The following is an 18,901-nucleotide window of genomic DNA, read 5'->3' as shown; positions in this document are numbered from 1 at the left end:
CCATACCGACACCCAATTGCAATCAACCTCGCCACACCTCCCCGGCGCTGAAAGCGGTGCACGAAGCAATGTAGTACATTGCCGATGAGCGCCTGGCTCAGCGGCTCACCAACAACATCGGAGCACAACAATGCACCGCAATGGAACAACTACGCGCCCCCGTGTCACAACCTTGTCCGACACTGCGAGCACTGCGCCAGCTTCTGGCACTACCACGCCAGCCTCTGCGCCTCCCGCGCCAAACACTGCGAGCACTGCGTCAGGGTCTGCAGCTACTGCGTCAGGGTCTGCAGCTACTGCGCCAGGCGCTGCAGCTACTGCGTCAGGCGCTGCGGCTACTGCGTCAGGCGCTGCGGCTACTGCGTCAGGCGCTGCGGCTACTGCGTCAGGCGCTGCGGCTACTGCGTCAGGCACAGGAACTACCCGTCTTGCATATCGGGGCTACAGCTCGGCTGCCGCAATGGACGTGCGCCTGCACAATGCCCGCCTGAGCATTAGCGCGCTTCTGAACGACGAGCAGAACCTGGCACAGCTTGCGCCTTATGGCTACACTGCGGCACGCCTGCAAGAAGGGTTGGCGATCCAGGCGCGGGCATTTGCCGCCCGCGCGCAACAACGCGCTGAACAAGGCGCGCTGCTTAGCGCAACCGACGCATACCGCGTGGCGCAAGCGGCTGCCCAGTATACATTCGCACTGCACAGCAAAATCGCCCAGATCGCTTTGCACAGCGAGCGTGGCCTTGCACAAACACTGGGCCTGGGCGACACACGAGCCCGCTCGCAAGCGAAATGGCAGCAGCGCGCGCAACGGTTCTACACCAACGCTCTGGGCAACTCGGCCATTCTCGAGCACATGGCCAGCTATGGCATTACTGCTCAACAGCTCGTTGAAGGCCAGCGCCAGGTTACCAATGCAGAAACGGCCCTGGTTGCGCGCCAGCAGCAGCGCACCAAAGCCACAGCAGCAACAAGCGCGGGCCAGCAGGCCTTTGCCGATCTCGATGCCTGGATGCGCAATTTCCAGGCGATTGTGCGAATTGCCTTCCCGAATCGCTAAGCCTGGGTTGCCAGCATAGTTAGGGCTTGTGCAGTTGTGCTATTTTGTATGCGGTTGTCCCGCGCATAGCGCGGAACAACCGCATACAAAGAAAAACGTAAGTACCGTTCTGTAGTACGTAATGCTGTGCGCACATCCGCATCCTGCTACAAAGCCGCAAGCGCAAAAAACGCATCGCGGATGCTATAATACCTACTGATGTGGCTGTGTACCCCTGATAGCCTTGCGACATCCTAGCGAAGGAGCACACACTCTATGCTTCATGCACGTCTTCGCAGCATTCTTCCCGTGTCTGTTCTGGCCCTCCTGATCGTTCTCCCTGCTCTGTTCACCCCAGCCGCTGGCGCGGCCCCAGGCATCGCCGCACTTCCCAGCGTCCATGCCGGTTTCCCAGTGTCGCTGAATGGCGCCGTGGTGCGCTTTGGTTCGGTGGCGCTCGGGAAGGTCAACAGTGATAACTGGACTTTTGCAGATTTGCGGCAACAAGCTTCTGAGCATATGATCAGGCGAGCGTTGGTCTACCAGTTGGGAGGCACAGGTGCCAGCAATTGTCGCGATACCACAGGTGGTCGAGGAACTGCTGGTCCAGTTCGCCGACCTGTTTCCAAATGAGCCTTCACGCCGCCACTTTGCCGAATACCTGACCGGGCTGTTTGTAGCGGAGCACAAGACCGTGAGCGGTATCACGCGAGAGTTTGCCGCCCCACCCGACCAATCCACTCTCAATCGATGGTTGACTGAAGCGCCCTGGGATGTCCAGCGCATCAACGCGCACCGGCTCGAATGGCTTCAACAGGACGCTGCAACGCGCTATCGTCACGACGGCGTTATCGCGATCGATAACACTTTGATAGATCATGACGGCAAACTGATAGAGGATGTCGGCTATTTCTGGGACCATGCCGACAAACGCCACCTGATCGCCCACGATTACCTGTTTGCCAACTACGTCAACCCGAGTGGGAAGCATTATCCGCTCGATTTCCGGCGCTTCCGCAAGCGCGAGCAGTGCGACGACGAGCGCCCGTTCAAGAATCACACCGACCTCGCTAAGGAACTGATCGATTGGGTTGTCGCTGAGGACATACCGGGCGACTTCACCTTCGACAGTTACTTCACCAACGCGCCAATTATGAACACCCTCCACGCCAAAGGTCGCAGCTACATCGGTGATTTGAAAGCCAACTCGAGTGATTGTAGTCAGCGGGAAGCAGACCAGCGTGACTGAGTGGGTCAAAACGCTCACGCCGCTTGTTCGCACCAAGTTTACGGTCGGCGGTCACACGCAATGGTAAGCTTCACCAAGTCCGTTCGTCTGCCCAATGTCAACCACCCAGTGCGTATTCTGGTGTTGTGGTCAGAAGCAGAAGCTGCGACGCCACGCAAGATCCTGATCAGCAACCGAACCCAGTGGGAAGCTCATCGCATTTTGAAGGTCTACAAAAAGCGCTGGACAGGGACGGAGACCTTTCATCGGGACGGGAAGCAGCATTTGGGCATGGGCGAGTGTCAGCTCAGGGACGGGATGGGCCAGACCAGGCACATGCACCTCGTCGTCCTGGCGTACACGGCTCTGATGCGCCAATTGAAGCATGATCGTGCCTTCGAATGGGCTCACACACGCCTGATGACCATTGGCGAGTCCTGTCGCACCATCGCTCGCGAGACCTTGGGCAAAACGCTTGCTTGGGCCATCGAACAATCGCACCAAGGCATGACTCTGTCCGATATCAAGCTCCGTTTGGCTTTACCCTGAGCTTTCGCCTATTTCTGCAAAACCTTAGTGATAACATCGACGATATTGTTGTTGGCGCAAGCGATGGCAAAGTGCACGCCTACACCGGCAATGGCAGCAAGCTGTGGGATTACGACACTGGCAATATGGCAATCGAAAGCAAGCCCGCGATTGCTGATATTGATGGCGATGGCAAAAACGAAGTGATTGTCAGCGCGGGCAGCACGTTTACCGCAGCAAACAGCGGCGCAGGGGTTTATATTCTGCGGAACAATGGTACGCTGCGCTGCGCTTTTACCGACACTGGCGATTTTGACGGCAACGGCGTGCACGATGGCGTATATGCCTCGCCAGCAGTCGCCGATCTGGATGGCGATGGCCAGAGCGAAATTGTGTTCGGCGGCTTCGACGCGCAGGTGCGCGTGATGGACAATAACTGCAACATCCTTGCGGGACGCTTTGTCCGCGACACAATCTGGTCATCGCCCGCGATTGCCGACATGAACGACGACGGCAAACCCGAGATCATCATCGGCGTTGATTCCCACCTTGAGCCAGGCAAGGGTACGTTGGATGGTGGCATTTTGCATGTCTACAACAGCAGCCTGAATGATATTGCCGGCTTCCCCAAGCAAATCGACGAGGTGATCTATTCGTCTCCGGCGATTGGCGATATCGATGGAGACGGATCGCCGGATATTGTGGTAGGCACAGGGCGCTGTTATAACAATGTACCAAACTGCGCCTCGGGCGGGCGTGTGCACCCGGGCGCTGGCGAGTATATCAACGCCTGGGATGCACAGGGAAATCCATTGCCGGGCTGGCCGCGCGCAATTCCCGGCCAGTTTGCTTTCAGCTCGCCTGCGCTTGCGAACATGGATGGCGACGCCGCGCTTGAAGTGGTGATCAATACTGCCGAAGTCAAAGATGGCCTGACAACAGCGCCCGACGGCTGGGTGCACGTTTTTAAAGGTAATGGTTCCGAGATTGCAGGATGGCCGAAAAAACCAACGGTTCCCGCTGGCGGGGGAGCATCGGTAAGGTGGAGTACCAGCGCCTCGCCGATTGTCGCTGATGTAAATGGCGACGGCAGCCCGGAAGTCTTCGTACCATGCAACTTTGATGTTGTGGCCTGGAACAAGAATGGCGTCCAGCTCACGGGCGGTAATGCGGGACAGTGGGCGCTCAACACTCAATACTCGCTCAACGGCACGCCAGCTATTGGCGACATCGATGGCGACGGCAAGCTGGAGCTTGTAGCCGCTAGCGGTCGTGGCAGCCAGAGCATCGGCGGACTATTCGCCTGGGATTTCGACGGCGCCGCAACGAAGAAGGCGCTGCCCTGGCCGAGCTTCCGGCGCAGCCCCGACAATAACGCACTCCTGCTTTCTCCTGGCCTGCAAACCGATACTGATGTGACACTGATTGTAAAGACCGGCGACAGCCGCACAACCACAGTGGCCGTGAAAGATCTTGCCAATGGTGCCATCGACTGGACGGCCAGTGACGATCAAAGCTGGCTGTCGGTAAATCCGACAAGCGGCACCACGCCAGACACAATCAGCATCACCGCCGATTCGAGTGGCAAGAGTAATGGTACCTACGATGGCACAGTTACGCTCACCTCGTCGGTAAATACTGTGACGATCGACATTCATATGGTTGTGGCAGACAATGTGTACGACGTGTTTGCGCCAATAGCGCGGCGTAACTAAGCGATCTGGCTTTCCAGCAAAAGAGTCGGGGTGGCAGTGCCACTCCCGACTCTTTTGTTATGCGCCTGCATCTTAGCTTCTGAATACTGCTATAATGCCCAGCCATACGCAGTAGAGCGAGGAAGCTGAATGGCAATTATCTGGATTGAACCAAAACAAAGAACCGTTTTTGAGGCACTTGAAGCAATTGAGCAGGCTGTCGATCACCAGCAGCAAATTTCCCGCCTCGACGAGCGCTTCATGGCAGATCCTTACCTGGCAGAGAATGTTGGGCAGGCACACGCAAACTGGGCGCTGGATGCGGGGCGAGTGGTAGAAGGCAGCGGGCGGCTCGGGCGCGCCTTCACACTTGGGCAGCGCGCCGTACGCAAGCTGACATGGTGGTACAACCTACCGCAGTTCCAGCAGGTGCAGGAGTTCCATGGCGCGGCGGTGCGCAGCATCGACGCAATGATCACGCATCTGTACCACCTGACGAACCGCGTGCAGGCGCTTGAATCCATGCATAGCGAGCAGCGCATGCGCTCAGTCGAGAGCCAGCTCAAGGCCATGCGCGACGAGCAGGTGGCACTGCGCCAGCGCATTGCCGAGCTTGAGGCACAGCTGGAGCGCGAGGCATAATAGCTTCTTTTATGGCCCCTCATCGCTGGCTTCCGAGCGCACATACAGGAGCTTGAGCAAGGCGGCATTAAACTGGCGCTGCTGCGCCAGCAACGGCGCAAGCGCACGCCATGCTAGCCGCTGCGCCATCCCGCGCAGCCCCGCGCCTGCCGGCGCTGCAAGTTGCCAGCTCGCTTCCAGATGCCGAATGAGATCGCGTTCTTGCTCACGCATAACCGTTTTCCCAGGCTTGCGATATATGGCAGGCAGTAGCGACGCGGCGCGCTTGCCGGCGTGTGGCTGCTGGCAAAACTGCACTAACGGCCCCAACGCCCGCTCCCACGCAAAACCCTGCGCCAGCGCGTGAGCGCGCGCCCCACACGCCGCCAGTTCGGCCGGGTCGTTTAGCAGGGCAATCAGCGCGGCGGCGGTTGCCGGGGCATCGCCGGGCGGCACAACCGCGCCCAGGCCGTGGGCGCGCACAAGGTCGGCGGCGGCGTCGCCATCGCTTACCAGGCTGGGCAAACCCGCCCACAGGTGATCGAGAAAGCGCGAGCGCACGGCGGCGTAGGCAGTTTCGAGGTGGTTGCGATGCAGCGAGACGGCCACCGTCGCGTCGAGCAGGAAGTCGGCGCGGCGTTCGTAGGGCACCCACTCGTCGTAGAAAACAATGTGCGTGCCGAGCAAGCCGCATTCGGCGGCGCGGGCGCGGGCGCGCTCGGGCATGCGCATCGCCGTGGCTGCGCCGGGGTGCCGCCCGGCCAGAAACACCAGCCGCGCCGTTGGGTGGCGTTCCGCTACCTGCGGCATGGCGTCGATCAGCGTCAGCGGGTCGAGCCAATCCCACAGCCCGCCCGTCCACAGCAGCAGCGGGTCGTCTGCACCAATGCCGGGCAGCACGCCGCGTAAAGCCGGCCCTTGCCGCACAGGCGGCGTCGGGTCGAGCCCAAACGGCGCGACATCGATCAGGGCGCGCGCGGTTGCGTCGGCATCGATCTGCGCAGGCGTGAGCCGGCCTGCCAGCATCAGCGCGCCGAGGTAGAGGTCGCGCTGGCGCTCGGTGGCGCACAGAAAGAAATCGCCAGCGGCGAGCTGCCGCGCCAGCAGTTGCTGGTCGGTGGCGGCGCGGGCGGCGCGCGCCTCGGGCGGCTGTTCGCGCATCAGCTCAAGGTTTTCGAGCAGCACCGGATCATAGAGGTCGAGCGCGAGCGGCTGCGGAACGTTCGCCAGCTCAGGATGAACTTCGAGCACAAAGCCATTCGCCACCACCACGTCGGCGCGCTCCAGCCAGCCAGCCAGCGACGCCGCATCGCCCCAGCTATAATCGCCACAGGCAAAATTGGGCGACTGAAGATCGATTGGCCGTGGCGCGATCAGCGTCACTGCGCCATGTGCGGCCAGCACGCGCGCCATATGCCAGGCGCGAATGCCCGGCCCGGCCATCCGCTGGCCGACGACGTCGTGATTGATGATTAGAATGCGCGGGCGAGTGTGCTGACTCATAGTTCCCATAACGTGCTTGCCGGCGCTTTGCACGCCGCACCGCGCGAATGGTACAGCCGATTGGCGGGCGCGTCAACCGCGCTTGCGCATCGCCGCGCTGGCGTGTATACTCCGGCAGCGCAACAGCAGTGGAATGAGCAATGAACGTTGTCCTGATTTCGACCTACGAGCTTGGCCACCAGCCCTTTGGGCTGGCTTCGCCAACGGCGTGGCTGGCGCGTGCTGGCGCGCAAGTCGCCTGTCTCGACCTGGCGGTGCAGCAGTTCGATGCCGATGTGGTGGAAGACGCCGCGCTGGTCGCGTTTTACCTGCCCATGCACACCGCCACGCGCCTGGCCGCCGATGCCATCGCGCAGGTGCGGGCAGCGAACCCACGCGCGCACCTGTGCGCCTACGGGCTCTACGCGCCGCTGAATGAGGAGTGGCTGCGGGCGCGCGGCGTCGGTACCATTCTTGGCGGTGAGTTCGAAAGCGGGCTGGTGGCGCTGTACCGTCGGCTGGCCGCGTCGGAAACACCCGCTGCCCAGCCCGAGCCGCGCGTGTCGCTGGTGAAGCAGGAATTCCTGCCGCCTGAGCGCGCCGGCCTGCCGCCACTCGCCCACTATGCGCATGTCGCGCTGGAAGGCAGCCAGCATCGCACCGCTGGCTACACCGAGGCCAGCCGAGGCTGCAAGCATACCTGCCGCCACTGCCCGATTGTGCCGGTGTATGGCGGGCGCTTCCGCGTGGTGCAGCGCGCTGTGGTGCTGGAAGATGTGCGCCAGCAGGTCGCGGCGGGCGCGGGCCACATCACCTTTGGCGACCCGGATTTCTTCAATGGGCCGGGGCACGCCATTGCGCTGGTGCAGGAAATGCACGCCGAGTTCCCCGCACTCACCTACGATGTCACGATCAAGATCGAGCACCTGCTGCGCCACGCCGCGCTGCTGCCGGTGCTGCGCGACACTGGCTGCCTGTTCATCACCAGCGCGGTCGAGTCGGCCGACGACGCCACGCTGGCGCGCTTCGACAAGCGCCACACCCGCGCCGATTTTGTGCGCGCCGCTGGCCTGCTGCGCGAGCTTGGGCTGACACTCAACCCAACCTTTGTGACCTTCACGCCCTGGACGACGCGGCGGGGTTATGTCGAGCTTCTGGAGCTGATTGCTGAGCTTGACCTGATCGAGCATGTTGCGCCAATTCAGTACGCGATTCGCCTGCTCATTCCGGCGCAGTCGCGCTTGCTGGAATTGCCCGAAGTGCGTGCGCTGGTGCAGCCCTTCGACAGCGCGGCGCTGGTCTACCCCTGGCAGCACCCCGACCCCGGCGTCGATGCGCTGTACCGGCAGGTGTTGAGCGCGGTGCGGGTGCGCCGCGCATCGCGGCACGAGCACTTTGCCGAGGTATTGCGGCTGGCGCAGACCGCGCTGGATGCGCCCGTTTCGGCACACGCCCAGCGCGAGCAGGCCCGCCGCGCCGACTGGCGGCCCATCCCGCATATGAGCGAGCCCTGGTACTGCTGAGCCGAGCCCGATGAGGAGCCGTCGGCTCCTGAGTTTGTTTGAAGCCACAGAAAGGAAGCAAATGAAAGTCGCCTACATTTTCAGCACCTCCGGCCACACCGCCAGCTACAAGCTGGGCAAGATGATCCTGCCGCAGCTTGAGGAGCGCCGCCACGGCGCGGACGTGGTGGGCATGATGTTCTTCGACGACAACAACTACATTTTGCGCGCTGGGGACCCGATTGGCGAGCGGCTGGCCGTGGTGGCGAAGGAGCTGGGCATTCTGCTGATGATGTGCGACCAGTGCGCGCTTGAGCGCGGCCTGGCCGAGGGCGAGCCGGGCGCGTGCGTCCCGAGCGGCACCGTCGAAGGCGTGCACGTCGGCTGCTTCCCCGATCTCTATGCCGCGCTCGCGCCCAACCCGCCCGATCAGGTGATCACGCTGTAGCGGTTTGCAGGTTGGAAAGTTGACAGGTTGCAAGTTGTCATTAACCTGCCAACTTGCAACTTGGTAACCTGCAACCCGGTAACTTGCAATGAGCGATGCCCGCTGATGAAGATTTACAAAATAATCCAACAATCACTTTTGCCCGGCCGCTAAAGCAGCGGGCTAGATTGCGGCGAAGCCCGCCTTCGCGGGCTGTTCGGGTTCATTTGTGAAAGACCATAAGCGGGCTTGATCTGGCATTTGTTAAGCCCGCTTCAGCGGGCGTCGCTCGGTAGCGCGGCGGCTTCAGCCCCGCGCGGCAGAACGTTTCGTGACACCCTCGCAACCTGCCAACCTGCAACCTTCTAACTTGTAAACGTGCAACTCGGTAACTTGCAACCTGAAAACAAGGCTATGGAAATAAACCGCATTCTGCTGCTCAGCACCGCGAACTCCTACCGCAACCCGGCCTTTCTGGCCGCCGCCGAGCGTCTGGGCGTCGAGGTGATTACCGCGCTCGACATGCCGGCCGCGCTGGCCGGAGCGGGCGCGCGCCAGCTTGGGATCGATTTCGTAAACCCGGCTGCCGCCGTCGCCGCGATCACCGATTTTGCCGCGCACACGCCCCTGCGCGCAATCATCGCCGTGGACGACAGCGGCAGCGAGCTGGCGGCGGCGGCCAGCGCCGCACTGGGCTTGCCGCATAACGCGCCCGCTGCCGCCGAGGCTGCCCGCGACAAGTATGTGATGCGCAAGGCGCTCGACCGGCATGGCGTGCCGGTGCCAGCGTATCGCCTGTGCTCGACGGGCGACGACATCCCTGCGCTGGCCGGGCAGGTCGCCTACCCGTGCGTGGTCAAGCCGCTGCGCCTGAACGGCAGCCGTGGCGTGATCCGCGCCGACGACCCGGCCGAGTTTGTGGCGGCGGTGCGGCGGCTGGCCGCGCTGCTCGAAACCACCGAGCCGCAGCCTGGCCCCAAGCCCTTTCTGGTCGAAGATTTCATTCCCGGCTTCGAGGTGGCGCTGGAGGGCATGCTCGACAATGGCGTGCTGCGCGTGCTGGCGCTGTTCGACAAGCCCGACCCGCTGGATGGCCCGTTTTTCGAAGAAACGATCTATGTCACGCCGTCGCGCCTGCCGCCCGATGTGCAAACTGCCATTGGCGAATGTGCCGCGCATGCCGCCCAGGCGATTGGGCTGCGCGCCGGGCCAATGCACGCCGAGCTGCGCGTGAACCGGCGCGGGCCGTGGATCGTCGAGCTGGCCGGGCGCTCGATTGGCGGGCTGTGCTCGCAAACGCTGCGCTTCGGCACCGACGCCTCGCTAGAGGAGCTGATCATTCGCCAGGCCTGCGGCATGCCACTTGAGGAATTGAGCCGCGCCGGGCAGGCGGGCGGCGTGATGATGATACCGATCCCGGGCGCCGGCATGCTGCGCGGTGTGTCGGGTGTGGAAGAGGCGCGGGCCGTGCCGGGCGTGGAGGATGTCGAGATCACCGCGCCGCTGCATAACCCGATTGTGCCGCTGCCCGAGGGCGACAGCTACCTGGGCTTTATTTTCGCGCGCGGCGAGCGGGCCGCCAGCGTCGAGCGGGCGCTGCGCGAAGCCCATGCACGCCTGCACTTCGAGATCGTGCCGAGTTTTACGCTAAGCCTGTAGCGGGAAGCAGCGCCGGCTTATTTACGGCGGGGCGCGCCACCCTTGGCCGGGCGCGCGGGCGGCGACCAGCCATCGGGCAGCTGGGCGTTGTCGCCAAAGAAGAAATCTTCCATGGCCTGCATCAGCATCTGCTGCGCCTGCGGGTCGGCCAGGTTCAGGCCGTAGTGGTTGATAATCAGCGTCGCCTGTGCCGGCCAGAGGTTCCAGGCCTGCTGCGACACTTCGCGAAAAATGCGCTCGCCAAGCGGGCCGGGAAATGGCGGCGCGGCGAGGCCGGGCAGCTCGCGGCCAAATTTGACACAGTGCACCATTCGCGCCATGATCGCCCTCTTGTGCTTGCCTGCGTGTGCAGTTCGTTCGGTTCTGGTGGGTGCAGTATAGCCCGTTTCGCCCGAGTGTCAACATGCGCGTGCTGTTTGCTGGGATGCCCTGCGCCACCTCGTCGATTGTGCTACGTGCGCTGCTTGCCGCAGGGGCGGAAATCTGCGGCGTGATGCTGCCGGCCGGCCGCTGGGCGCGCGCCAGTGCCCCCGCGCCAATTGCGCAGCTCTACCCGCCGCTGCTACCACTTGCTTCTGCCACGCCCACGCTGGCCGAGCGCGCCTGGGCGCGCAGCCTGCCAGTGTTCGAGCTGCGCCGCGCCGACGCGCCCGAAACCCTTGCCACGCTGGCGGCGCTGCGCCCGGATGTGGCGTGTGTGGCGTGCTTTCCGCTGCGCCTGCCGCCCGCGCTGCTCGATCTGCCACCACACGGCGTTCTGAATGTCCATCCCTCGCTGCTGCCGGCGCATCGCGGGCCTGCGCCCTTGTTCTGGGCTTTTCGCGCGGGTGAAGCGAACACGGGGGTGACGATCCACCAGATGGACGCCAGCTTCGACAGCGGGCCAATCGTGCGGCAGGCGCGCTTCGCCCTGCCCGACGGCATGAGCGGGGCGGCTGCGGAAACGGGCACCGCCCACCTGGGCGCGGAGCTGCTGCTCGACACGCTGCGCGACCTGGCGGCGGGCACGCTGGCGGCCCAGCCACAGCCAGCCGGCGGCAGCTACGAGGGCTGGCCCGGCGCGGAGGATTGGCGCATCGGCGTGGATTGGTCGGCGCGGCGGGCGTTCAAGTTCATGCGCGGCACAGCCGAGTGGGGCGAACCCTACCACCTGCGCGCTGGCAGCACCGACCTGCTGCTTGCAGAGGCGCTGAGCTACGAAGCAGAAGGAATTCTGGGGGTGCCATTCGTGCGTGAAGGCGAGCGCATTCGCGTGCAGCTTGCGCCGGGCGTGCTGCTGGCGCGGGCGGCTGCTCAGCCCGTGTAGCTCGGTGAGCGTGCGTGCGTTGCGTCGGCGCGGATACGCCATTCGCTGGGCGTGAAGTGCGAGGCCACGAGCCATTCGAATACCGGGGCGCGCGCGTCGGGCGAGAGCGCGATAGTATCGCTGCTGGCATCAAAGGGATAGATCGCCTGCGCGCCCTGAAGCGACACAGAGAAAAAGCGGCGGGGCTCAGCAGGCAGGCCTGGCAGAAACACGCGCCCGCTCCATCCTGCATCGTCGTGGCGCGCAGCACGCGGCTCGCCCATCTGCGCGGCAAACAGCGCCCGCCCGCCGAGCAGCGTTTCTATACGTGGCCTGACGACATCAAGGCGCGTTTCGGCCCAGGCATATGGCGTCGCAAACAAGCGCCGTTCGGCCCACGCCAGCAGGCGCGACGAGCTAAAGCCCTGGGCGAGAAAGGAACTGTCGGCCTCGGCGGCGGGTGCATCGGCGCAGGTCGCAATCGAGACAATCAGCTCGCGAAAGCGAAAGCCCCGCCACCGCAGCGCGCTTGCGCTGATCACAACCTGCGCCGCGCCGGCAGGGGCATAGACGCGCAGCCCGTAGGGCTGGAGCCGCGCCGCCCAGAAGTCGTGATCGGCCGTGCCGGCCAGCGTGGCTTCCCGCACATGCGCGATCTCGGCAGCATAGCGAATTTCGTTGCGGGCAGGTTGCATGTTTTTCTCCATACAGCGGTATCATACGCCGATCGTACGCGCCAGAGCGCAAAAATGCAACAGCACGATCAGCGTGTGATCGTGCTGTTGCCCCGCAAGCGTTCGGCCATAGTGCTAGCGCACAACACCGGGGGTGTCGTAGCCGTCGGCGTTCCAGTCGCCCACAACCGGGAAGTCGGTGTATGCGCCGTAGGCGAAAGCGACGTTGGCGATACCGTTGCTGTTGAAGTTGCGCAGCAGCCAGCTATTCCCACGCACAACACCGGGGGTGTCGACGCCGTCGCGGTTCCAGTCGCCCACAATCGGGCGGTCGGTGTACGCGCCATAGTTGAAGGAGATGTTGGCGATGCCGTTGCTGTTGAAGTTGCGCAGCAGCCACGCGCTGCCCCGCACCACGCCAGGGGTATCGATGCCGTCGCCATTCCAGTCGCCCACAATCGGGCGGTCGGTGTACGCGCCATAGCTGAAGGTCGCGCTCGCGACGCCGCTGCTGTTCGAGTTGCGCAGCATCCAGGTGCTGCCGCGCACAACGCCAATGGTATCGTAGCCGTCGCCATTCCAGTCGCCTACGATCGGCTTGTCGCCCGGCAGGCCATAGGTGAACACCTTGGTTGCGATACCGCCCGACAGCGTATTGCTCAGGTACCAGACATTCCCGCGCACCACGCCGGGGGTGTCGATGCCGTCGCCGTTCCAGTCGCCCGCGATCGGAATATCGCCCGGCAGGCCGTAGAAGAAGCCCACGCTGGCAACGCCACCGGTGTTGAAGTTGCGCAGGTACCAGCCGCGCCCGGTTGCAATACCAGCCGCCCTGGCGCTACCGCTGGGCGCGGCAAACGATGCCGCCAACGCCACCATAACGGCGATAACACCCAGGATGCGTATATATCGTTGCATTGTTTCCTCACTTTCGAAGCGCCACAGTGGCGTTTCGTATTACTAATGACGCCTTAGTCGAGCTCAACGTTGCATCAAGCATACACATAACGCTCCGACTTTATAATGATATTTCGCTGAATAGCGTACTCCGCAGGTGTGAAATTCACCGTTGTGCAGTTCAGCGTCGTATCAGGTAGCTATCAAGAATATTCTCACAAAAACATCAAGAAATAGTTTAAAATAAAAAGAATGCGGTACAATCAAGCGAAAAGGAATGTACGAATGCTCGATCTCAGCACCCTGCCGGCCGATGCGCCGCTGAAGATTATTATTGGCGCGGGCCAGCAACACTACCCCGGCTGGGTCGCCACACAGCGCGAACAGCTCGATCTGCTCGACCCGGCCGGCTGGGCGGCGAGCCTGGGCGCGCGCCGCGCCGACGCGCTGCTGTGCGAGCACGTCTGGGAGCACCTGACGGAAGAACAAGGCCGCGAGGCTGCGCGCACCTGCTTTGCCTTTCTGCGGCCCGGCGGCACCTTGCGCGTGGCCGTGCCCGACGGCAACTTCCCGAACGCCGAGTACCAGCGCATGGCGCAGGTTGGTGGCCCCGGCCCGGCCGACCATCCCGCCGCCGACCACAAGATTGTGTATGAGTACCGCCGCTTTGCGGAAATATTCGCCAGCGCGGGCTTCGTCGTCGACCTGCTGGAGTATTGCGACGAAAACGGGCGCTTTCACTACAACCAGTGGGACCCCGCCGACGGCGCGATCTACCGCTCCTTGCGCAGCGACCACCGCAACCAGAACGGGCAGTGGGGCTTTGTGTCGCTCATCCTCGACGCGCACAAGCCGCTAGGTGCGCTTTCAGCACAGGGTTAGGGAATGGGGAATAGGGTTTAGCGATTACATTGCAGAAACGCTGCCCTGATTCCCGCATCGCTTTCTTGAAAATCCGCCAGGTACCGAATGACGCTATTCTCACCCGAGCAACTACGCTTTCTGGCAGCGCAGCGCGTGGGCCGGCTGGCCAGCGCCGACGCCGTGGGAATGCCGCATGCCATCCCGGTGTGCTACGCCTGCGACGGCGCGCGCCTGTTCATCGCGCTGGATGCCAAGCCCAAGCGCGTGCCACCCGAGCGCCTCAAGCGCGTGCGCAACATTCTCGAAAACCCGCAGGTTGCGCTGGTGATCGACCGCTACAGCGAGGACTGGAGCGCGCTGGCCTACCTGCTCATTCAGGGGCGCGCCGCGCTGCTGCCGCCCGAGGATGTGCGGCACGCGCCAGCGGTGGCGCTGCTGCGGGCGCGCTACCCGCAATACGTAACTATGCCAATTGAACAGCACGCCATGATCGTGATCGAGCCGCAGCGCGTGGTGGCCTGGGGCCGGCTGGAAGATTTCACAATTTCTTGACATCTCGCCCGCCCTCGGCTATACTCCGTGCCACTCAACGCCGCACAAGTACAGCGGGGCAGCGCAGCCCGATTGCCATATGTTTCTATCTCCTACGCGCAATGGCCATGATGCATTCCAGCGACGCGGGCATCGGCGAAAGTCGGTTGCCCGCGTTTTCGATCACCTTTCCTGGCGGTTACTGCGCACTGGCGCGCTGCGATACCGAGATCGTTGTCGGTAAACAGATTTCACAAGGAGAGAACCATGCGAACGGGCTTACTTTTGCGCTGGGCCAGCGCACTGATCCTGATGGCGTTGCTGCTGAGCGCCTGTGGTGGCGGCACCCCTGCCGCTGCGCCCACCGCCGCCCCGGCTGCCGAGCCAACCGCAGCCGCGTCTGCGGCCGAGGCCACTGCCGCCCCGGCTGCGGAAGCAACCGCCGCACCAGCCGCTGAGGCCACTGCTGCTCCAGCTGCGGAAGCGACCGCTGCCCCCGCCGCCGAAGGCAACTTCCAGATTCCTGCCGTTGAAGAAGGCAAGTTCAACGTGGCCATGGTGCTGATTGGCCCGCACGACGACGGCGGCTGGTCGCAGGCGCACTACGAGGGCTTGCAGTTCCTTGAGAAGGATGTGCCGAACGTCCACACCGCCTATGTCGAGAACGTGCCCGAGGGCGCCGACTCCGAGCAGGTGTTCCGCAGCCTCTCGCGCAAGGGCTTCAACCTGATCTTTGGCACGTCGTTCGGCTTCATGGACCCGATGGCGACCGTGGCCGATGAGTTCCCCGACATCACCTACGTTCACGTTAGCGGCTACAAGACCAACAACACCAACTTCGGCAACCTGTTCGGCGCGATGGAAAGCATGAAGTACCTGGCCGGCATGCTGGCCGGCGCGCGCGCCAAGCAGGATGGCAACCCCAAAATCGGCTACATGGCGACCTTCCCCATCCCCGAAGAGCTGCGCCTGGGCAATGCCTTCGCGCTTGGCATGCGCAAAACCTGCCCCGACTGCACGCTCGACGTGCGCTGGATCAACACCTGGCACGACCCGGTGAAGGAAAAGGAAGGCGCGGCCTCGCTGTTCGACGCGGGCGCGCAGGTGGTGTTCACGGGCGCCGACACGCCCGCCTCGGCGGATGTGGCGCAGGAAAAGGGCAAGTGGGGCATCACCTACGACTGGTCGGGTTCGTGCAAGGTTGAGCGCTGCCTCACCGCGCCGTACTGGAACTGGGGCCCGGTTTACTCGCGCATTGCCAAAGCTGTGCAGGATGGCAGCTACAAGGTTGGCTACGACTACTTCGACGCCGATAGCGGCGCGCTGGGCCTGTATGGCTTCATGGACGGCCAGACGCCGACCAAGGGCGTGAGCGACCTGCCCGCCGACGTGATCCAGCAGGTCAAGGACACGCTGGCGAAGATGCAGAAAGGCGAGTTCACGCGCTTCGACGTGTTTGCCGGCCCGATCAAGGATAACACCGGCAAGGAGATCGTCCCGGCCGGCCAGAAGCTCGAGCAGGCCGACCTCGACCAGTTCGATCCCAAGTCGGGCTGCAAGTTCTGCATGTACTGGTGGGCCGAGGGCATCAGCGCCGAGCTGCCGAAGCTGAGCTAGCCTCGCCGTAGACAAGGAGACGAGGAGACAAGAGACACGGAGCTTTGAGTATCTCCCTGTCCGCTTGTCTCCTTGTCTGGTTTGAGTGCAGGTCGCATAGAGCGGTTTGCAGAACACTTGACCATTCCAGCACCAACAAGAAGTGCGTTGGAGTGCGGAAAAAGCAACTGCCTACTGCACCTGACGACTGCAAACTGCTATAGAGCCAGGTAAACGATCCATGAACGATACGCCACCCGTCGTCGCCATGCGCGGCATTGTCAAGCGCTTCCCTGGTGTGCTGGCCAGCGACCATGTCGATTTTGAATTGCGGCGCGGCGAGATTCATGCGCTGCTGGGCGAAAATGGCGCGGGCAAATCGACCCTGATGAACATTCTGGCCGGGCTCTACCGCGCCGACGAGGGCACAATCGCGGTGCATGGCACGCCAGCAAGCTTTGGCTCGCCGCGCCAGGCCATCGAAGCCGGCATCGGCATGATCCACCAGCACTTCATGCTGGTGCCCTCGCAGTCGGTCACCGAAAACATTCTGCTCGGGCTCGAACACCCGCGCTTCCGCCTGCGACTGGCCGAAAACGAGCGCCGCGTTGCGGAATTGGGCGAGCAGTTCGGCCTGAAGGTCGACCCGCGCGCCAAGATCTGGCAGCTTTCGGTTGGCGAGCAGCAGCGCGTCGAAATCCTCAAAATGCTGTATCGCGGCGCGGATGTGCTCATCCTCGACGAACCGACCGCCGTGCTTGGCCCCGCCGAAACCGAGCAACTCTTCAAGACACTGCGCGGCATGACGGCGCAGGGCAAGTCGATCATTTTCATCAGCCACAAGCTCAACGAAGTCGTGTCAATCGCCGACCGCGTGACGGTGATGCGGCGCGGCAAAGTTACCGCCGCCGACGTGCCAACCGCCTCGACCACCACCGGCGAGCTTGCGCGCCTGATGGTTGGGCGCGATGTGCTGTTTCGCGTTGAGCGCGAGGCGCAGGAGCCTGGGCCGGTGGTGCTTTCGTTCGAGAACCTGAGCGCCGAAAACGACCGCGGCCTGCCCGCGCTGCGCAACCTCAACCTGCAGGTACACGCGGGCGAGATCGTTGGGCTGGCGGGCGTGGCGGGCAACGGGCAGCGCGAGCTGGCCGAAGTTGCCACCGGCCTGCGGCGCGCAACCGGCGGGCGCATCCAGCTCAATGGCGAAGATATCACCAACCAGCCGGTGCGCAAGGCGATCGAGCGCGGCCTCGCACACGTGCCCGAAGATCGCAACAAAGTCGGCAGCTCGCCCAACCTCAGCCTGACCGACAACCTGATCATGAAGCAGTACATGCAATCGCCAATCGGGCAGGGCTGGCGGCTGGATGCCGGCGAGGCCAATGCCTTCGCCAAGCGCCTCAAGCAATCGTATGAAATCAGCGCGCCCTCGGTGGAAACGCAGGCGCGCCTGCTTTCGGGCGGCAACCTGCAACGCCTGATCCTGGCGCGCGAGATCACCACCGACCCCAAGGCGATGATCGCAATGCAGCCAACCCAGGGCTTGGATGTTGGCGCGGTCGAGGTCGTGCATAAGCTGCTGCTCGAGCAGCGCAAATCGGGCGTGGCGATTCTGCTGATTTCCGAAGAGCTGGACGAGCTGCTGTCGCTCAGCGACCGAATCGCCGTGATCTACGAAGGCACAATCGTTGGCGAGGTGGAATCGGGCGATGTCGAGTGGATCGGCCAGCTAATGACCGGGTCGACAGGAGCGATATGAGCGCACAACCATCCCCCCTGCCACGGCGCGGGCTGCCATTCAGCATTCGTGTGATCCCACGCGAAACGGTGCCGGGCTGGCTGCCGCCGCTGGTTTCCATCGGCGCGATTGTGCTGGCGCTGCTGATTGGCGCGATTGTGCTGGCGCTGGTGGGCGGCAACCCGCTGGTGGCCTATGCGCAGATTGCGCGCTCATCGTTTGGCAGCATCGCCGTGTTTTCCGACACGCTGGTGAAGGCCACGCCGCTGATGCTGGTGGGGCTGGCCTGCGCGCTGGCTTTCCGCATGCGCCTGTGGAACATCGGCGCCGAGGGCCAGTTCTTTCTTGGCGCGTGGGGCGCGAGCGCGGTGGTGCTCTTGCCGCTGGTGTCGCCCACAACCTCGCGCTGGGTCGTCATCCCGCTCATGATGATCGCGGGCATGGTGGCGGGCGCGGCCTGGGGTTTTATTCCCGGCATTCTGAAGGCGCGCTTCAACGTCAACGAGATCATCTCGACGCTGATGCTGAACTACATCGCGATTGCCTGGAACGATTTCTTTATCTTTGGGGTGTGGAGCGAGGGCGGCTTCCAGATGAGCCCGGTTTTCCCCAAAAACGCATGGCTGCCGCGCCTGGCCGATTTCGCCCGCTCGGTGCGCGCATTCAGCGGCCTGACGACGCACCTGGGCCTGCTTTTCGCGGTTGTGGCGGCGGTGGTGGTCTGGCTGATTCTGAACCGCAGCCGCTGGGGCTACGAGATCCGCCTGATTGGCGACAACCCGCGCGCTGCGCAGTACGCCGGCATCCCGATTGCGCGCCACACCGTGCTGGTGCTGATGCTGTCGGGCGCGCTGGCCGGCCTGGCGGGCATGTCGGAAATCAGCGGCGTGGTGCACCGCCTGCAAGGCCAGATCTCGCCGGGCTATGGCTTCACCGGCATTATTGTTGCGTGGCTGGCCAAGCTCAACCCCTTCGCGATCATTCTGGTGTCGATCCTGTTTGGCGCGCTGATCCTGGCCGGGCGCGAGATTCAGCCCTCGGGCATTCCCAAGATGATTCAGGGCATTGTGCTGGTCTGCCTGATCGCGAGTGACTTTCTGCTGCGCTACCGCGTCCGCCTGCGCAAGGTTTAAGTTTTG

At 63.3% G+C, this 18,901-nt stretch carries 16 protein-coding genes and 1 pseudogene; 13 read left to right on the top strand and 4 right to left on the bottom strand.

Annotated elements, in window-relative coordinates; all coding sequences use genetic code 11:
- Positions 1–460 precede the first annotated feature (460 nt).
- The 4 genes and pseudogenes from M1P90_RS06960 to M1P90_RS06945 all read left to right on the top strand — a co-directional run bounded on the left by M1P90_RS06960 (position 461) and on the right by M1P90_RS06945 (position 5,128).
- The gene (locus M1P90_RS06960; protein ID WP_483701879.1) at positions 461–1,057 is read left to right on the top strand and encodes a PQLLE family protein; all 597 of its coding nucleotides are present in this window, start codon (positions 461–463) and stop codon (positions 1,055–1,057) included.
- Between the two features lie 538 nt (positions 1,058–1,595).
- Positions 1,596–2,813, top strand: a pseudogene (locus M1P90_RS06955) (IS701 family transposase).
- Positions 2,814–2,884: 71 nt separating this feature from the next.
- Positions 2,885–4,507: an FG-GAP-like repeat-containing protein gene (locus M1P90_RS06950; protein ID WP_483701878.1), complete on the top strand. Its 1,623-nt coding sequence runs from the start codon at positions 2,885–2,887 to the stop codon at positions 4,505–4,507.
- A 240-nt stretch (positions 4,508–4,747) separates the two neighbouring features.
- A complete protein-coding gene (locus tag M1P90_RS06945; RefSeq protein ID WP_483701877.1) occupies positions 4,748–5,128 on the top strand; it encodes a hypothetical protein in 381 nt (126 codons plus the stop codon).
- Positions 5,129–5,137: 9 nt separating this feature from the next.
- Here the strand turns inward: M1P90_RS06945 and M1P90_RS06940 are convergent, their stop codons facing one another.
- Positions 5,138–6,610, bottom strand: a complete 1,473-nt coding sequence (locus M1P90_RS06940; protein WP_483701876.1) for a glycosyltransferase family 4 protein — start codon at positions 6,608–6,610, stop codon at positions 5,138–5,140.
- Between the two features lie 140 nt (positions 6,611–6,750).
- On the opposite strand from M1P90_RS06940, the gene M1P90_RS06935 reads away from it, so the two are divergent.
- The 3 genes from M1P90_RS06935 (at position 6,751) to M1P90_RS06925 (ending at position 10,177) form a co-directional block, all read left to right on the top strand.
- The gene (locus tag M1P90_RS06935) at positions 6,751–8,112 is read left to right on the top strand and encodes a CUAEP/CCAEP-tail radical SAM (seleno)protein (protein ID WP_483701875.1); all 1,362 of its coding nucleotides are present in this window, start codon (positions 6,751–6,753) and stop codon (positions 8,110–8,112) included.
- Positions 8,113–8,173: 61 nt separating this feature from the next.
- Positions 8,174–8,539, top strand: a complete 366-nt coding sequence (locus M1P90_RS06930) for a SaoD/DsrE family protein (RefSeq protein WP_483701874.1) — start codon at positions 8,174–8,176, stop codon at positions 8,537–8,539.
- Positions 8,540–8,932: 393 nt separating this feature from the next.
- Positions 8,933–10,177, top strand: a complete 1,245-nt coding sequence (locus M1P90_RS06925; protein WP_483701873.1) for an ATP-grasp domain-containing protein — start codon at positions 8,933–8,935, stop codon at positions 10,175–10,177.
- 17 nt (positions 10,178–10,194) lie between these two features.
- On the opposite strand, the gene M1P90_RS06920 is transcribed toward M1P90_RS06925, so the two are convergent.
- Complete coding sequence (locus M1P90_RS06920; RefSeq protein ID WP_483701872.1) at positions 10,195–10,497, bottom strand: oxidative damage protection protein; 303 nt, start codon at positions 10,495–10,497, stop codon at positions 10,195–10,197.
- Between the two features lie 83 nt (positions 10,498–10,580).
- Between M1P90_RS06920 and M1P90_RS06915 the strand changes: the two genes are divergently transcribed.
- Positions 10,581–11,483, top strand: a complete 903-nt coding sequence (locus M1P90_RS06915) for a methionyl-tRNA formyltransferase (protein WP_483701871.1) — start codon at positions 10,581–10,583, stop codon at positions 11,481–11,483.
- Here M1P90_RS06915 and M1P90_RS06910 read toward each other — a convergent pair.
- Both M1P90_RS06910 and M1P90_RS06905 read right to left on the bottom strand, forming a co-directional pair.
- Entirely contained in the window at positions 11,471–12,157 is a 687-nt protein-coding gene (locus M1P90_RS06910; RefSeq protein ID WP_483701870.1) for a hypothetical protein, read from the bottom strand. The genes M1P90_RS06915 and M1P90_RS06910 overlap by 13 nt on opposite strands.
- 114 nt (positions 12,158–12,271) lie before the next feature.
- Positions 12,272–13,054, bottom strand: coding sequence for a hypothetical protein (locus tag M1P90_RS06905; protein ID WP_483701869.1), 783 nt, complete (start codon positions 13,052–13,054; stop codon positions 12,272–12,274).
- Between the two features lie 264 nt (positions 13,055–13,318).
- On the opposite strand from M1P90_RS06905, the gene M1P90_RS06900 reads away from it, so the two are divergent.
- From M1P90_RS06900 to M1P90_RS06880, 5 genes are all read left to right on the top strand, one after another.
- Positions 13,319–13,915: a class I SAM-dependent methyltransferase gene (locus M1P90_RS06900; RefSeq protein ID WP_483701868.1), complete on the top strand. Its 597-nt coding sequence runs from the start codon at positions 13,319–13,321 to the stop codon at positions 13,913–13,915.
- Positions 13,916–14,002: 87 nt separating this feature from the next.
- Positions 14,003–14,449, top strand: coding sequence for a TIGR03668 family PPOX class F420-dependent oxidoreductase (locus M1P90_RS06895; protein ID WP_483701867.1), 447 nt, complete (start codon positions 14,003–14,005; stop codon positions 14,447–14,449).
- Positions 14,450–14,695: 246 nt separating this feature from the next.
- Positions 14,696–16,045 (top strand): BMP family ABC transporter substrate-binding protein, encoded by a 1,350-nt coding sequence (locus tag M1P90_RS06890; RefSeq protein WP_483701866.1) that lies wholly within the window; start codon positions 14,696–14,698, stop codon positions 16,043–16,045.
- A gap of 220 nt (positions 16,046–16,265) precedes the next feature.
- Entirely contained in the window at positions 16,266–17,783 is a 1,518-nt protein-coding gene (locus tag M1P90_RS06885) for an ABC transporter ATP-binding protein (protein WP_483701865.1), read from the top strand.
- Positions 17,780–18,895 carry an ABC transporter permease gene (locus tag M1P90_RS06880; protein WP_483701864.1) on the top strand — a complete coding sequence of 372 codons (1,116 nt, stop codon included), beginning with the start codon at positions 17,780–17,782 and terminating at the stop codon, positions 18,893–18,895. The genes M1P90_RS06885 and M1P90_RS06880 overlap by 4 nt, the downstream gene beginning before the upstream one ends.
- Positions 18,896–18,901: the final 6 nt, after the last annotated feature.

This window comes from Kouleothrix sp. 19917 (assembly GCF_057073505.1).
This window is presented reverse-complemented; position numbering and strand designations above follow the sequence as displayed.

Bases quoted from the DNA above. Each gene is read 5' to 3' on its own strand.
- M1P90_RS06960 (WP_483701879.1), top strand. From the start codon at position 461: ATGGACGTGCGCCTGCACAATGCCCGCCTGAGCATTAGCGCGCTTCTG.
- M1P90_RS06945 (WP_483701877.1), top strand. From the start codon at position 4,748: ATGGCAGATCCTTACCTGGCAGAGAATGTTGGGCAGGCACACGCAAAC.
- M1P90_RS06940 (WP_483701876.1), bottom strand. From the start codon at position 6,610: ATGAGTCAGCACACTCGCCCGCGCATTCTAATCATCAATCACGACGTC.
- M1P90_RS06935 (WP_483701875.1), top strand. From the start codon at position 6,751: ATGAACGTTGTCCTGATTTCGACCTACGAGCTTGGCCACCAGCCCTTT.
- M1P90_RS06930 (WP_483701874.1), top strand. From the start codon at position 8,174: ATGAAAGTCGCCTACATTTTCAGCACCTCCGGCCACACCGCCAGCTAC.
- M1P90_RS06925 (WP_483701873.1), top strand. From the start codon at position 8,933: ATGGAAATAAACCGCATTCTGCTGCTCAGCACCGCGAACTCCTACCGC.
- M1P90_RS06920 (WP_483701872.1), bottom strand. From the start codon at position 10,497: ATGGCGCGAATGGTGCACTGTGTCAAATTTGGCCGCGAGCTGCCCGGC.
- M1P90_RS06915 (WP_483701871.1), top strand. From the start codon at position 10,581: ATGCGCGTGCTGTTTGCTGGGATGCCCTGCGCCACCTCGTCGATTGTG.
- M1P90_RS06910 (WP_483701870.1), bottom strand. From the start codon at position 12,157: ATGCAACCTGCCCGCAACGAAATTCGCTATGCTGCCGAGATCGCGCAT.
- M1P90_RS06905 (WP_483701869.1), bottom strand. From the start codon at position 13,054: ATGCAACGATATATACGCATCCTGGGTGTTATCGCCGTTATGGTGGCG.
- M1P90_RS06900 (WP_483701868.1), top strand. From the start codon at position 13,319: ATGCTCGATCTCAGCACCCTGCCGGCCGATGCGCCGCTGAAGATTATT.
- M1P90_RS06895 (WP_483701867.1), top strand. From the start codon at position 14,003: ATGACGCTATTCTCACCCGAGCAACTACGCTTTCTGGCAGCGCAGCGC.
- M1P90_RS06890 (WP_483701866.1), top strand. From the start codon at position 14,696: ATGCGAACGGGCTTACTTTTGCGCTGGGCCAGCGCACTGATCCTGATG.
- M1P90_RS06885 (WP_483701865.1), top strand. From the start codon at position 16,266: ATGAACGATACGCCACCCGTCGTCGCCATGCGCGGCATTGTCAAGCGC.
- M1P90_RS06880 (WP_483701864.1), top strand. From the start codon at position 17,780: ATGAGCGCACAACCATCCCCCCTGCCACGGCGCGGGCTGCCATTCAGC.